Here is a 13,430-nt window from a genome sequence, read left to right as displayed (position 1 = left end):
CACCCCCGCGCGTGATCCGCGTCACTCGCCACCCGGGCACCCCGTGGCTCCCCCTAGGGTGACGCCCAATGCCTTCCTTCGACACCTCCCCCACCCTCACCGCCTGGCGGATGCTGCTCGCCCTCGCCGTCGTGTTCGTGCTCCTCGCGACCACCGGGTGGACCACGATCCGGCATCAGCGCACGCCAGGACAGACCCGGCAGGAGGCGCTGGCCGCCTGGGCGCACGACCGGGTCGGGAAGCGGGCGCTGCCCGACGCCGCGGCCCCGGCCCGTACGATCGCCGCGTTCTTCGCCTCGATCGGCCCCGCGCAGGGCGCCCGGCTCGCCGACACCCACCCGCTGGTCGTCGGCAACCTCAACGGCGCCCCCGTCACCCTGCGCTACCGCGCCAACCGGGTGTCCCTGAAGAGCGCCCTCGACGCCGAGCGGCCCCGCGTCGACGACCCGAGGCTCACCGCCGACGGCCGCCACGAGGCACTGCGCCGGGTGCACCGGTTCGCCAGCCTGATGAGCCCCGGGCGTCAGATCCTCGCCTTCGACCCGAGCGGTACGGGACGGACGGCGGAGGTCCTCGGCGACCTGGAGCGGGCCCGGCGGGTGTCGGTGATCGTGCCCGGCGTCGACACCAATCTGCTGACCTTCCAGAAGACCGCGCGCCGCTACTCCGCGCCGGCCGGGATGGCCGACGCGCTCTACGCGGCCGAGCGGCGGGCGGAGCCCCGTACGAAGACCGCCGTCATCGCCTGGGCCGACTACACCGCGCCCGTCGGCGTCGGCATCGAGGCCGCGATCGGGCGGCTCGCCGAGACCGGCGCCGTACGGCTCGTCGATCTGACCGCCGCGCTGCCGGGCGACTCGCGCGTCAGCCTCTTCTGCCACAGTTACGGCTCCGTCCTGTGCGGCGTCGCGGCCTCCCGGCTGCCCGGCCGGGTCACGGACGTGGTCGTGGCGGGCAGCCCCGGCATGCGCGCCGAGAGCGCCGCCGACCTCGGCACCCGGGCCCGGGTCTGGGCCATGCGGGACGCCGACGACTGGATCGCGGACGTTCCCCACATGGAACTCGGCGGAGTCGGGCACGGCGCCGACCCGGTGGCGCCGGAGTTCGGGGCGCGGCTGCTGTCGGCGGACGGCGCGGTCGGGCACGCCGGCTACTTCGAACCGGGCACGCGCAGCCTGGAGAACTTCGCGGCGATAGGGGCCGGGGCGTACGACCGGCTGACGTGCGCGGGCGCCGGGAGCGGCCGGGACGGTGCCGGCGAGGACGGCGGCGGGGACGGCGGCGGGGACGGCGGCGGGGACGGTACGGGCGGCCTCGAGACCCGCTGGAGCGGTGGCCGGGACGGCGGTGCGGGCGGCTCGGGCCGGCCGGACGAGGACGCGGCCGGAAGTGCGGCCGAAAGCGGCGCCGGCGCCGTGGAGAGCGCTTGCCTCGGCGGAATCTCCGGCGCGTGAACGGTCCCACGCGCGTAGATCACGGCGAATTTACGGTGGTTGCGGAGGGGCGACGTCGGGGCATACGCCGCATACGATGAGGCGTATGGGTGATGTGCTGGCCGGAATTCATGCCACCTGGGCGTTCGAGAGCGACGCCGTCGTCATCCGCTTCGAACGGGGGATCCGCGCCACGAACCGCACTCCGCGGCTGTTCCAGGCGCTGCGCGAACGGCGGGTGCCGCACGAGGCGCTGGCGGAGGTGACGCTCGCTCCGGGGAAGCGGGGCACCGTCGTGCTGCACGCCGTGCCGCGGGCGGGTGCCGATCCGCTGATGGAGGCGGCGGCGGGACAGCTGAAGGAAGGGTGCGATCCGTACCGCCTCGTGCTGCCCGCCGACCGGGAGGCGGCGGCCGCGCGCTTCCGCGACGAGCTGCGTTCCGTCCTGTCGCCGTACGACGCGGAGCGGCCCGCGGACCGCTTCCTGGTGGCGGCGCCGGAAGGACCGCAGTCCTTCAAGGCGTACGACGGGAAGGCGAGCTTCGACGGGAAGGACGAGGTGGCGTTCCGCTGGTCCTGGTCCGGCGCGGCCTCGGAGAAGTGGAAGGCCGGCGACCAGACCTTCCGGGTCCAGGAGCTGAGCGGGGTCGAGTGGCGCTCGCCGGAGTCGCCGGACGGCTGTCTGCGGCTGGTGCCGCGAGTGCGGGACGGCCACGAGGTGCGGCCACTGCTGCCCGACCACGACCCGGCCTCCGTCGTCTTCGGCCGCGGCCACGGCCCGGTCCACGAGTCGCTGCCGTTCGCCGCGGCCGTCCTGTCCGCGATCCGTCACTCCTCGACGCGCGTCCCGGTCGCGGCGGCCGTCGTACGGAGCGGCGCCGAGCCGACCCATGACCCGGCCGCCATTGCAGAAAGGATCCGCCACCTCGGTGAGCTGCATCAGGCGGGCCTGGTGACGGACGAGGAGTTCTCCGCGAAGAAGGCGGAACTCCTGGCGGAGCTCTAGCCGGGCCGGCCCCGACGGCCCGCGCGCGTGGGCGTGGGCGGGGCCTCCGGCCGGAGGCGCGTGCCGCCGGTGCCTGGCCGCCGGCGGTGCCGGCGTTGCCGGAGCCGCCCGTGCCACCCGCGCCGCCCCTCCCACCAGCGCCGCCCGTGACCCGCACCGCTGCATCCCCACCCCGTACCCCGGTATCAGCCCCGACCGCCACCCCGGTATGACGTTTCCGAGGGCCGGCGGTGCCTACGCTGGGCGGGTCATGAGGGATGAAGAGCGGCGGTGGCCGCGGATGTCGCGAGCAGGGGCCGGGGCGCGGGAGCTGCTGCGCGGGGTCGGGGTGGCGATGGCGACGCCCACGGGGCCCGGCGAGGCGCTGCTCGGGCGGGCGGCGTCGAGGTGGGTGCGCCTGCTGCCGTACGGGGTGGGGCTCGTGCTCGTCGCGACGCTGCTGCCGGTCACCATCACCGTGCTCGTGCAGGACTACCACGTCAACGGCGCCCTCGCCGGCGCGCTCGGCACCGCGCAGACCGCGCCGTTGCTGCTCGCCGTCACCCGGCCGCTCCAGGCCTGGTGGGTGATCTTCGCCGCGGACGTGGCCGGCGGCTTCGCCCTGCTCGCCACCGGCCTGCCCGACGGGATGCCCTGGCCGTGGACGCCGATGGTCGTGGTCGGCTATCTCTTCCTGTCGCTCGCGCTCGGACTGCGCGAGTCCCGGCGCGCCCTGGTCGGCGTGTGGCTGGTGACCGGCGCCGCGGGCGCCGTCTTCTCGCTGGTCGCGCCCGCCCGGCCGGGCGACGGCGTCGTCGTGCTCCTCTTCGTGCTCAGCGGGATCGTGCTGCTGCTGTCCGCGACGCTGCGCGGCCGCGGCGAGGCCGAGCGGCGGCTCGTCGAGCAGGAGACGATCAGCGAGGCCGAACGGGCCCGCCGCACCCTCCTGGAGGAGCGCACCCGGATCGCCCGTGAGCTGCACGACGTCGTCGCCCACCACATGTCCGTGATCACCGTGCAGGCCGACTCGGCGCCGTACCGCATCCCCGGTCTGCCGGACGCGGCCCGCGAGGAGTTCGCCTCCATCGCGTCCGGCGCCCGCGAGTCGCTGGCGGAGATGCGGCGGCTGCTCGTCGTGCTGCGCAGCGACGGCACGGAGGGCGAACGGGCGCCGCAGCCGGGCCTGGACCGGGTGCAGCAGTTGGTGGAGGCGACGGTACGGGCGGGCGTGCCGGCCGAACTGTCGCTCGCCGCCGACCTCGACGACCTGCCCCAGGCCGTGGACCTGTCGGCGTACCGGATCGTGCAGGAGGCCCTCGCCAACGTCGTACGGCACGCGCCGGGCGCGCCGACCCGGGTGTCCGTCCGCGGTGACGGCGACGGCTGGCTGAACATCCTCGTCGTCAACGGCCCTGCCCCGAAGCGCACTTCGCCGCTGGAGGGCGGCTCCGGCACCGGTCACGGGCTCGTCGGCATGCGGGAGCGCGTACGGTTGACCGGCGGCTCGCTCGACACCGGGCCGCTGCCGGACGGCGGTTTCCGGGTCGCCGCCCGGCTGCCGATGTCTCCTTGACCGGGCCCCGCTCCGGGCCCGGAGCCGACCCGAAGGGCGCTCCGTGACCATCCGCGTGATCATCGTCGACGACCAGGCCATGGTGCGGGCCGGTTTCGCCGCCCTGCTCTCCGCGCAGCCCGACATCGACGTCGTGGGCGAGGCGCCGGACGGGCGGCAGGGCGTGGAGGTGGCCCGCGCCACGCACCCGGACGTGGTCCTCATGGACGTGCGGATGCCGGAGATGGACGGGCTCGCCGCGGCGCGCGAGATCCTCGACGCCTCCTCCGCCACGCGGCGGCCGGACCCCTCGTCCGGGGCGGTGCGCGGGCCCAAGGTCCTGATGCTCACCACCTTCGACGTGGACGACTACGTGTACGAGGCGCTGCGCGCCGGCGCGTCCGGCTTCCTCCTCAAGGACGCGCCGCCGGCCGACCTGATCGCGGCGGTCCGGGTGGTCGCGGCCGGCGAGGCGCTGCTCGCGCCGTCCGTGACCCGGCGTCTGATCGCCGACTTCGCCGCCTCCCGGCCCGCGCCGCGCGCCGACCGGGCGGCGCTGCGCCTCAACGGCCTCACCCCGCGCGAGACGGAGGTCCTGGAGCTGATCGCCCGGGGCCTGTCGAACCAGGAGATCGCCGGGCATCTCGTACTCGCCGAGCAGACCGTGAAGACCCACATCGGGCGGGTGCTCGCCAAGCTGGACCTGCGCGACCGGGCGCAGGCGGTCATCTTCGCCTACGAGTCGGGCCTGGTCACACCGGGTGGACGCCGGTAGGGCCCCGCCCGGACCTCCGGAAGGCCCCCGGGAGGCCCCGCCCGGACCCCCGGGAGGCCCCCGGGGGAAAACCCCACCTCCGGCCTCCGGCTCGCTGCTCCTCCTCCCCCTACCCCGGTATCGGTTCGGGGTTGGCGCCCCGGTGTGACGTGCCGTCACCCATTCCCTTCCTACCTTCCTCTCGCCGACGACGAGAGAGACAGGAACGGAAGGAGAGCCCCACATGCGCCGGTTCACGAGGACCCTGGTCGCCGCCGCGCTCACCGCCGCCGTGGTGGCGGGCACGGCGGGCTGGGCGTCCGGGAACAGCCAGCAGGCGGTCACCGGCGCGCCGGTCGGGACGGCGGCCTGGCGGGCCGACGGGCTGCCCGACCTGGAGAAGCTGACGGCTGACCAGGTCCGGGACTTCTTCGGGGCGTTGAGCCCCGCGCGGCAGGCGGAGCTCGTACGGTCCCACCCGGGCGTCGTCGGCAACCTCGACGGCGTGCCGCCCGCCCTGCGTTACGCCGCCAACTCCCGCACGGCGGGCGGGCGTTTCGCCGGGCAGCAGATCCTCGCGTACGACCCGCGGGGCCGCGGCCAGGCCGTCCTCGTCTACGGCGACCTGGCGAAGGCCGCGCACGTGGCCGTGATCGTGCCCGGCTCCGACGTCGACGCCGGCAACCTCGCGCCGCTCACCCGCAAGGCCACCGCCCTGCGCGAGGCCACCGGCGGCCGGACCGCCGTCGTCGCCTGGGCCGGCTACACCACGCCCGTCGGCGTCGGGCTCGACGCCGCCACCGGCGACCTCGCCGAGGCCGGTGCCGAGCGGCTCGCCCGCTTCACCGACGGTCTGCGCGCCGTCGGCGCCGCCGAGCCCTCGCTCTTCTGCCACAGCTACGGCTCCGTCGTCTGCGGGCTCGCGGCGCACGAGATCAAGGCCAAGGACCTGGTGGTGCTCGGTTCGCCCGGCATGCGCGCCGACGACGTGAACGAGCTCGGCACCGCGGCCCGGGTGTGGGCCGCCAAGGACCCGACCGACTGGATCGACCGGGTCCCCCACGTCGAGTTCGCCGGCCTCGGGCACGGCACGGACCCCGTGGACCCGGAGTTCGGCGCCCGCCGTATCGCCGCCGACGACGCGCGGGGCCACGACGGCTACTTCGCGCCCGGCACCCGGACGCTGCGGACCTTCGCCGCGATCGCCGAGGGAGACGTCCGATGAAGCGGCTCGTGGAGAAGATCGAGGCCGGCACTCCCGTCCACCGCGACCGGGCGATCGACGGTCTGCGCGCGCTCGCGCTGCTCGCCGTGCCCACCGGGCACTGGCTGCTCGGCGGCTTCACCCTGTCCTCCGACGGCGCGATCCACAACGCGAGCCCGCTGTCGGCGTTCGGCGGTCTGGCGCCGGTCAGCTGGATCCTCCAGATGCTGGGGATCTTCTTCCTGGTGGGCGGTTACGCCTCCGTGCTGTCGTACCGGCGCCACCAGGGCTCCGCCGGCGCGTGGCTGCGGGGCCGGCTCGCCCGCCTCGGGCGGCCGGTGCTCGGCGTCACGGCCGTGTGGGCGGCGCTGCTGCCGCTGCTGCACTACGGCTTCGCGGTGCCCGCCGACACCCTGCGGACCGCGTCCACGCTGGTGATCCAGCCGTTGTGGTTCGTCGGCGTCTACACGGTCGTCACCGCGCTCACGCCGCTGTGCGTGCGGGCCGCGCGCCGGCTCGGGGTGTGGGCGGCGGCGCCGCTGCTCGGCTCGGTCGCCGTCGTCGACCTGCTGCGCTACGGGCCGTGGGCCGACGCCGTGCCCTCCTGGCTGAGCGTCCTCAACATCCTGCCGGGCTGGCTCTTCGCGTATCAGCTCGGCGTGTCCTGGGGCGAGGGCCGGGTGGGCCGCCGTCACGCCTGGGGGCTGCTGGTGGGCGGCGCGGCGCTGTTCGCGGCGCTGCTGCTGTGGTTCGGCTACCCGGCCTCGATGGTCGGCGTGCCCGGCGAGGCCCGTACGAACTCCCACCCACCGTCGCTGCTGGTCCTGGCCCTCGCCGCCGCGCAGAGCGGCGCCGCGATCCTGCTGCGCGAGCGGCTCGGCCGTCTGCTGAAGCGGCCCGCGCTGTGGGCGCCGGTCGTCGTGATCAACCTGTCGGCGATGACGATCCTGTGCTGGCACCAGACGGCGATGCTGGCCGCCGCGATCCCCGCCTCGTACGCGGGCGAGGTCGCCGGCCTGGTCGGCGCGCCCGACTCGGCCGGCTGGATCCTGGCGCGGCTCGCCTGGATGCCGGTCTTCGCCGGCCTGCTCCTCCTCGTCGGCCGCCACACCCGGTCCTTCGAGTCCCCCTGGACCCGCGCCGGCAAGGCCCGCCGCGCGGCGGCGGGCATCCTGGCGGCGGGCTTCGCGGTCTTCGCCCTGGGCTTGGCGTGACGGGCCGGGGCAGCGGGGCGACCTCGCGGAGGCACCGGTGGGCCGGGGCCCTGAGGCCCGGGGTCTGGCGTGGCGCGGGGCCCGGCGGGGCCGAGGCGCCGCCGGGCCGGGCCTCGCCGCGGAGGCCGCCGCGGAGCCGGCGACCGGCCCTGCCCCGGCCGGTCGGCCCTGCCCCGACGCGACCGGCCCCGCTCCGGCGGCCCCGGCCGCGCTCCGGCTGGTCCGGCCCCGATGGGTCCGGCCCCCCGTGGGGCTACGCGTCTCGCGCCGCTGATGTGAAGCGCATGTCCGGGTAGCGGTCGCCCGTCACCAGGCCCGCGATCGGCTCGAGTGCGGCGAGTTGCGCGTCGGTCAGCTTGATGCGGGTGGCGGCCGCGTTCTCGGTCAGGCGGGCGCGCTTGCGGGTGCCGGGGATGGGGACGACGGTCAGGCCGTGGACGGCGGCGCGGTGGTGGACCCAGGCCAGGGCGATCTGGGCCGGCGTCGCGCCGTGCTCCGCCGCGATCGCGCGGACCGGCTCGAGCAGGGCACGGTTGTGCTCGGCGTTCTCGCCGGTGAAGCGGGGCTGGCTGCGGCGGAAGTCGCCGTCCGCCAGCTCCTTCGAGGCGTCCGCGAAGGAGCCGGTGAGGAAGCCGCGGCCGAGCGGCGAGTACGGCACGAAGGTCACGCCGAGCTCGGCGGCGGCCCCGACCGCGGTGCGCTCGACGTCACGCGAGAACAGCGACCACTCCGACTGCAGGGCGGCGATCGGGTGCACCGCGTACGCCTCGCGCAGCTCGGGTCCGGTCACCTCGCTCAGGCCCAGCTGCCGGACCTTGCCCTCCTTGACCAGTTCCGCCATCGCGCCGACCGACTCGGCGAACGGGACCGCCGGGTCGCTGCGGTGCATGTAGTAGAGGTCGATGGTCTCGACGCCGAGGCGGCGCAGGCTGCCCTCGACCGCTTGCCGGATGTAGGCCGGGTCGTTCCGGACGCCCCGGTAGGCGGGGTCGTCGGCGCGCCGCTCGATGCCGAACTTGGTGGCGAGGACGACCTCGTCGCGGTGCGCGGCGAGGAACGGCGCGAGGAACTCCTCGTTGGTGCCGGCGCCGTAGACGTCCGCGGTGTCGATCAGGGTGACGCCGGCCTCCAGGGCCGCCTCGAGGGTGTCGCGGGCGGCGGCCTCGTCGGTGGCGCCGTAGAACTCGCTGATGCCCATCGCACCGAAGCCCTGGACGCCGATCTCCGGTCCGTCGGGGCCGCCGAGGCGTACGGTGTCGATCCTGCCGCCGACGCTCGTGAAGTCGCCCGTGAAGTCGCTCATGAAGTGATGCCTCCGCACACGGTGTTGTAGTGATCGATCTTGAGGTCGAGCACGGAGAGGGCGTCCTGGAGTTCGGCGATCCGCGCGACGACGTCGCTGCGGGTGCCCTCCAGGATCGCGCGCCGCTCGCCGTGGGTGTGCCGGCCCTCCCGTACGAGCTCCGCGTAGCGCACCATGTCGGCGACCGCCATGCCGGTGAGCCGCAGCTTGCCGACGAAGGCGAGCCAGTCCAGGTCGCGCCGGGTGAAGCGGCGCTGGCCGGTGTGCGAGCGGTCCACGTGCGGCATCAGGCCGATCCGCTCGTACCAGCGCAGGGTGTGCGCCGAGAGGCCGGTCAGGGCCGCCACCTCGCTGATGGTGAACCGCTCGCGGGAGTCGTCCGCCGTCGCCGTCGCCGCGGACGTCGCCGCGGACGTCCCCGCAGACATCGCCGCCGTGCTCGTGCCCGTGCTCTCGATCACGTTCATGACCTCCACGCTAAAACGTTGGAGTGCACTCTAAGCAAGTAGGCTCGGCAGCATGCAGAGCAGCGTGCCGAGCCTGGCGTCCATCGAGAACTGGCCCGTCCCCACCGCGGCCGCCGCCGTCGTCCGAGCGGACGGCACGGTGGCCGGGACCCACGGCCCCACCGGGCGGCGTTTCCCGCTCGCGTCCGTGACCAAGCCGCTCGCGGCGTACGCCGTCCTCGTCGCGTACGAGGAGGGGGCGATCGACCTCGACGAGCCGGCCGGGCCCGAGGGCGCGACCGTACGGCATCTGCTCGCCCACACCTCCGGGCTCGCCTTCGACGAGAACCGGGTGACGGCCGCGCCGGGCACCCGCCGGATCTACTCCAACACCGGCTTCGAGGCGCTCGGCGACCACGTCGCCAAGGCCACCGACATCCCCTTCGCCGACTACCTGCACCAGGCCGTCCTGGAGCCGCTCGGCATGACGGCCACCACGCTGGAGGGCTCGCCCGCGAAGGACGGCGTCTCCACCGTCGACGACCTGGTGCGCTTCGCCGCCGAGGTGCAGGCGCCCCGGCTGCTCGACGCGCGCACCGTCCTGGACGCGATGACCGTGACGTATCCCGGCCTGACCGGCATCCTGCCCGGCTACGGGCACCAGCGGCCCAACGACTGGGGCCTCGGCTTCGAGATCCGCGACTCCAAGTCGCCGCACTGGACCGGTGCCACCTCCTCGCCCCGCACCTTCGGACACTTCGGCCAGTCCGGCACCTTCCTGTGGATCGACCCGGACGCGCGCGCCGCGTGCGTGGCGCTCACGGACCGGCCCTTCGGGCCGTGGGCCGTCGAGGCGTGGCCGCCGTTCACGGACGCGGTGCTCGCCGATCTGCGCGCCGCCGACGCCGGCCGCTGACCGGCCACGGCCGGCCGGCGATAAGGGTTTGCCGTCGGCGAGGCCGGTCGGATAGGAAGCCAGCATGCTGAAAGGTGCCAAGGTCGGGCTGAGGGCCCGCCACGACGAGGACATCCCCGTTCTGCGGACCGAGCTCTACGACGACGTGGTCAACGGCTCGCGGGCGGAGGGCGGTCCGTGGCGGCCGATCACGCCCGGCTCGAAGGACCCGCGGCTCGTGGTGGACGAGACGCAGCAGGGAAGCGTCCCCTTCTCCGTGGTGGAGCTGGAGGGCGGCACGCTCGTCGGCACCGCGACGCTGTGGGGCATCGACAACCACAACCGGTCCGCGCACATCGGGCTCGGGCTGCTGCCCGCCGCCCGCGGCAAGGGCTACGGCACCGACGTGGTCGCGGTCCTGTGCCACTACGGCTTCGTGGTGCGCGGCATGCGGCGGCTGCAGATCGAGACGCTGGCGGACAACCACGCGATGCTGCGCTCGGCCGAGCGCAACGGCTTCGTGCGCGAGGGCGTTCTGCGCTCCTCGGCGTGGGTGCTGGGCGAGTTCCTCGACGAAGTGCTGCTCGGGCTGCTCGCCGAGGAGTGGAAGCAGGACCCGAAGGCCTGAACCGCCCCCGGCCCCGGACCCGGACGGGCCCTGGCCCCGGCCCCGGACCCGGCCCCGGACCGGCCCTGACCTTGCCCCCGCCCCTCCCCCGCCCCGCTCCGGCTAGTCCGAGTCGCAGTCGGTCGGCGGCAGGGCCCCGTCCGTGCCCGCGACGACGACCGGGACCCCGCTGCCGAGTTCCTCGGCGAAGACGGCCGTGCAGACCAGTTGCTGGACGGCCACCGGGTCGACGTCCTGGACGCGGGCGCTGAGGCGCAGGTGGAGGAACGGACTGCCGGACGGATCCCGCTGCGCCTCGATATGGGGAGCGCCGGCGCCGTGGAGGGCGAGGCGGCTGGTGAGCCCGGCGGCGCGTTCCTGCTCGTCCGGGCCCTCCAGGAGCAGGCCGAGCACCTTGTCCGGCGCGACGCGGTAGCCGCCGTCGACCGTCGGGTGGGTCGGCACGACCCGGCCGACGCCGCCCGGGCCCTCGATGAGGCTGGTCTCGCCGTTCGGGCCGACGGCCAGGCCGAGGTCGCGGGTGACCGGCATCACCTGCCCGCTCGGGCCGACGAGGAACAGCAGCAGCTTCGTGCCGCCGGTCGGCTGCACGGCGACCGTGGCCGCGCCGCCCGCCTCCACGACGTCGCTCTTCTGGATGCCGCAGGCGGCCAGCGGCGACAGGAGCAGCAGCGGCGACAGGGCGGCGAGCGTCCGCCGGGTCCGGGGCGCAGGGGTCACAGCGGGATCCTGACGGTGAAGACGGCACCGCCGTCGGGGCGGTTGGCGGCCACCACCGTACCGCCGTGCAGCCGCACGTTCTCCAGCGTGATCGCGAGGCCGAGGCCGCTGCCCGCCGAGCGGGTACGGGCCGGGTCGCCCTTGTAGAAGCGGTCGAAGACGTGCGGCAGCACGTCCTGCGGGATGCCCGGGCCCCGGTCGGCGACCTCCGTGACCAGCCAGCCGTCGGCCGCCTCCTCGACGTAGACCCGGACCGTCACCGGCGGCCTGCCGTGCCGCAGCGCGTTGCCGACCAGGTTGGCGACGACGACGTCGAAGCGGCGCGGGTCGAGCCGGGCCCGTATGCCGTCGGTGAGTTCGGTGACGACCTGGCCGGGGTCGGTCCAGTGGCGGCCGAGGAGCGTCCTGCGGACCGTCTCGGCGGCGTCGACCTCGTCCGTGTGGAGTTCGGCGGCGCGCGCGTCGAAGCGGGAGATCTCCATCAGGTCCTCGACGAGGACGGCCAGTTTGCCGGTCTCGGCGCTGATCAGGCGGACCGCGCGGGCGGTGTCGGAGTCGAGCGCGGCGGCGTCCTCGTCGAGGACCTCCGTCACCGCGAGCATGCCGGCGAGAGGTGTGCGCAGTTCGTGCGAGACGTCGGAGGCGAAGCGCCGGGCGCGTGCCTCGGCCCGCCGCAGCTCGGCGACGGAACGTTCCAGCTCGGCGGCCGACTCGTTGAAGGTCCGGGCGAGGTCGGCGAGTTCGTCGCTGCCCTTGGCGTGGATACGGGTGTCCAGGCGGCCCCGGCCCATGCTGTGGGCAGCGCGCCGCAGTTCGCGTACGGGGCGCAGCACGCCGCGCGCCGCGAGCAGCGCGGGCACCAGGGCGACGAGCAGCGCGGGCAGGGCGCCGTCGCGGGCGGCGAGGACCATGGCCTCGATGTTGGCCTCCTCCTCGCCGAGGTCCATCACCGCGTACAGGACGAGGCCGGTGGGACGGCCCGCCGGATAGCCGCCGCGGCCGCTGAAGACGACGGGGACGGCGACGGTGAGGTACGGGGTGCCGTCCTTGACCACGCGCTGGAAGCTGCCGTGGGTGACGCCGAGGGCCGTGGCCCGGCGGCGCAGTTCGGGCGTGAGGACGGTCGACTCGGGCCGGTCGGTGGACGACACGCGCACGTTGCCGTACTCCGCGTACACCCGCCAGGGCCGCGGCTTGCCCAGCCGGGCGATGCGCTGCAGCTCCAGGCGCAGTCCCTCGGGGCTGACCGGAAGCCGGGTGTTCAGGCTCTCGACCTGCTGCCGGAAGGCCGTGACGGCGGTGTCCTGGGTCTGTTCCAGGATCGCGTTGCGGGCGGCCCGGTAGGTGAGGGCGGCGGTGGTGCCGCAGCCGACGGCGGCGACCAGGAGGAAGGCGAGGACGAGCCGGGTGCGCAGGCCGAAGGGACGCGGCCGGCGCATTCTCGGGGGCCGGTCGACGTCGCCGGGGACGTGGGCCTTCATGCGGCGGCCCGCGCGGGCGTCGCCGGTCTCGGCGCCCTCGGCTGCCCTGGGTCGTCCCTTCCGGATCTTGCCGGGCTCTCGACGGCCGGCGCCGCACCTCGCCGCCGCCTCACTGGAGCGGCCCGAAGCGGTAGCCGAAACCGCGCAGGGTCTGGATGTAGCGCGGCTCGCCGGGCGTGTCCTCGATCTTGTTGCGCAGGCGCCGCACACAGGCGTCGACGAGCCGCGCGTCGCCGTGGAAGCTGTGCTCCCAGACGTGTTCGAGGAGCTGCTGGCGGCTGAAGACCTGCTCGGGCGCGGCGGTGAGGTGGAGCAGCAGCTTGAGCTCGGAGGGCGCGAGCGCGAGCCGCTCGCCCTTCTTGGCGACGGTGAGCCCGGCCCGGTCGATGGCCAGCTCGCCGTGGAACTCGACGGCGGGCCTGGCGCCGCCGCCGGGCTCCTCGATGCGGCGGAGCACGGCGCGTATGCGGGCCTCGATGACCTCGGTACGGGCGGGCTTGACGATGTAGTCGTCGGCGCCGGCCTCCAGGCCGACGACCACGTCGAAGTCGTCGCCGCGGGCGGTGAGCATGATGATCGGCAGCTGGCTGGTCTCGCGGACCCGGCGGCAGACCTGGACGCCGTTCATGCCCGGCAGCATCAGGTCGAGCAGCAGCAGGTCGGGCCGGAACTCGCCGAGCGCGGCCAGCCCCGACTCCCCGGTCGCGGCGGTCCGCACCTCGTGCCCGCGGCGCCGGAGCCCGAGCTCCACGCCCTCGCGGACGGAGGGGTCGTCTTCGATCAGCAGCACGCGTGGCATCTGTGGAGTATCCCAA

At 75.0% G+C, this 13,430-nt stretch carries 13 protein-coding genes; 8 read left to right on the top strand and 5 right to left on the bottom strand.

Going from position 1 to position 13,430, the window contains the following annotated elements; translation table 11 throughout:
• The first annotated feature begins 68 nt into the window (after nt 1-68).
• From ACIGO8_RS22975 to ACIGO8_RS22950, 6 genes are all read left to right on the top strand, one after another.
• Nucleotides 69-1,454: an alpha/beta hydrolase gene (locus ACIGO8_RS22975; RefSeq protein WP_399733671.1), complete on the top strand. Its 1,386-nt coding sequence runs from the start codon at nt 69-71 to the stop codon at nt 1,452-1,454.
• An 85-nt stretch (nt 1,455-1,539) separates the two neighbouring features.
• Entirely contained in the window at nt 1,540-2,439 is a 900-nt protein-coding gene (locus ACIGO8_RS22970; RefSeq protein ID WP_399733668.1) for a DUF4429 domain-containing protein, read from the top strand.
• A gap of 280 nt (nt 2,440-2,719) precedes the next feature.
• Nucleotides 2,720-3,991, top strand: a complete 1,272-nt coding sequence (locus ACIGO8_RS22965; RefSeq protein ID WP_399733665.1) for a histidine kinase — start codon at nt 2,720-2,722, stop codon at nt 3,989-3,991.
• A 43-nt stretch (nt 3,992-4,034) separates the two neighbouring features.
• Nucleotides 4,035-4,745 (top strand): response regulator, encoded by a 711-nt coding sequence (locus ACIGO8_RS22960; protein ID WP_399733663.1) that lies wholly within the window; start codon nt 4,035-4,037, stop codon nt 4,743-4,745.
• 223 nt (nt 4,746-4,968) lie between these two features.
• Nucleotides 4,969-5,949: an alpha/beta hydrolase gene (locus tag ACIGO8_RS22955; protein ID WP_399733660.1), complete on the top strand. Its 981-nt coding sequence runs from the start codon at nt 4,969-4,971 to the stop codon at nt 5,947-5,949.
• Complete coding sequence (locus ACIGO8_RS22950) at nt 5,946-7,142, top strand: acyltransferase (protein WP_399733658.1); 1,197 nt, start codon at nt 5,946-5,948, stop codon at nt 7,140-7,142. The genes ACIGO8_RS22955 and ACIGO8_RS22950 overlap by 4 nt, the downstream gene beginning before the upstream one ends.
• A 253-nt stretch (nt 7,143-7,395) precedes the next feature.
• Here ACIGO8_RS22950 and ACIGO8_RS22945 read toward each other — a convergent pair whose 3' ends face one another.
• Together ACIGO8_RS22945 and ACIGO8_RS22940 are read right to left on the bottom strand one after the other, a co-directional pair.
• Complete coding sequence (locus ACIGO8_RS22945; RefSeq protein ID WP_399733655.1) at nt 7,396-8,445, bottom strand: aldo/keto reductase; 1,050 nt, start codon at nt 8,443-8,445, stop codon at nt 7,396-7,398.
• A complete protein-coding gene (locus ACIGO8_RS22940) occupies nt 8,442-8,912 on the bottom strand; it encodes a MerR family transcriptional regulator (protein WP_399733652.1) in 471 nt (156 codons plus the stop codon). Before ACIGO8_RS22940 ends, ACIGO8_RS22945 begins: the two co-directional genes overlap by 4 nt.
• Before the next feature lie 52 nt (nt 8,913-8,964).
• Here ACIGO8_RS22940 and ACIGO8_RS22935 point away from each other — a divergent pair, with 52 nt between their 5' ends.
• Nucleotides 8,965-9,807, top strand: coding sequence for a serine hydrolase domain-containing protein (locus ACIGO8_RS22935; protein ID WP_399733649.1), 843 nt, complete (start codon nt 8,965-8,967; stop codon nt 9,805-9,807).
• 64 nt (nt 9,808-9,871) lie between these two features.
• Nucleotides 9,872-10,414 (top strand): GNAT family N-acetyltransferase, encoded by a 543-nt coding sequence (locus ACIGO8_RS22930; protein ID WP_399733646.1) that lies wholly within the window; start codon nt 9,872-9,874, stop codon nt 10,412-10,414.
• A 102-nt stretch (nt 10,415-10,516) separates the two neighbouring features.
• On the opposite strand, the gene ACIGO8_RS22925 is transcribed toward ACIGO8_RS22930, so the two are convergent.
• The 3 genes from ACIGO8_RS22925 to ACIGO8_RS22915 all read right to left on the bottom strand — a co-directional run bounded on the left by ACIGO8_RS22925 (nt 10,517) and on the right by ACIGO8_RS22915 (nt 13,414).
• Nucleotides 10,517-11,134 carry a hypothetical protein gene (locus tag ACIGO8_RS22925; protein ID WP_399733644.1) on the bottom strand — a complete coding sequence of 206 codons (618 nt, stop codon included), beginning with the start codon at nt 11,132-11,134 and terminating at the stop codon, nt 10,517-10,519.
• The gene (locus ACIGO8_RS22920; RefSeq protein WP_399733642.1) at nt 11,131-12,615 is read right to left on the bottom strand and encodes an ATP-binding protein; all 1,485 of its coding nucleotides are present in this window, start codon (nt 12,613-12,615) and stop codon (nt 11,131-11,133) included. The genes ACIGO8_RS22925 and ACIGO8_RS22920 overlap by 4 nt, the downstream gene beginning before the upstream one ends.
• 109 nt (nt 12,616-12,724) lie before the next feature.
• Entirely contained in the window at nt 12,725-13,414 is a 690-nt protein-coding gene (locus tag ACIGO8_RS22915) for a response regulator (protein WP_399733639.1), read from the bottom strand.
• Nucleotides 13,415-13,430: the final 16 nt, after the last annotated feature.

It is taken from the genome of Streptomyces sp. NPDC053493 (assembly GCF_044544825.1).
GTDB lineage: Bacteria > Actinomycetota > Actinomycetes > Streptomycetales > Streptomycetaceae > Streptomyces.
This window is presented reverse-complemented; position numbering and strand designations above follow the sequence as displayed.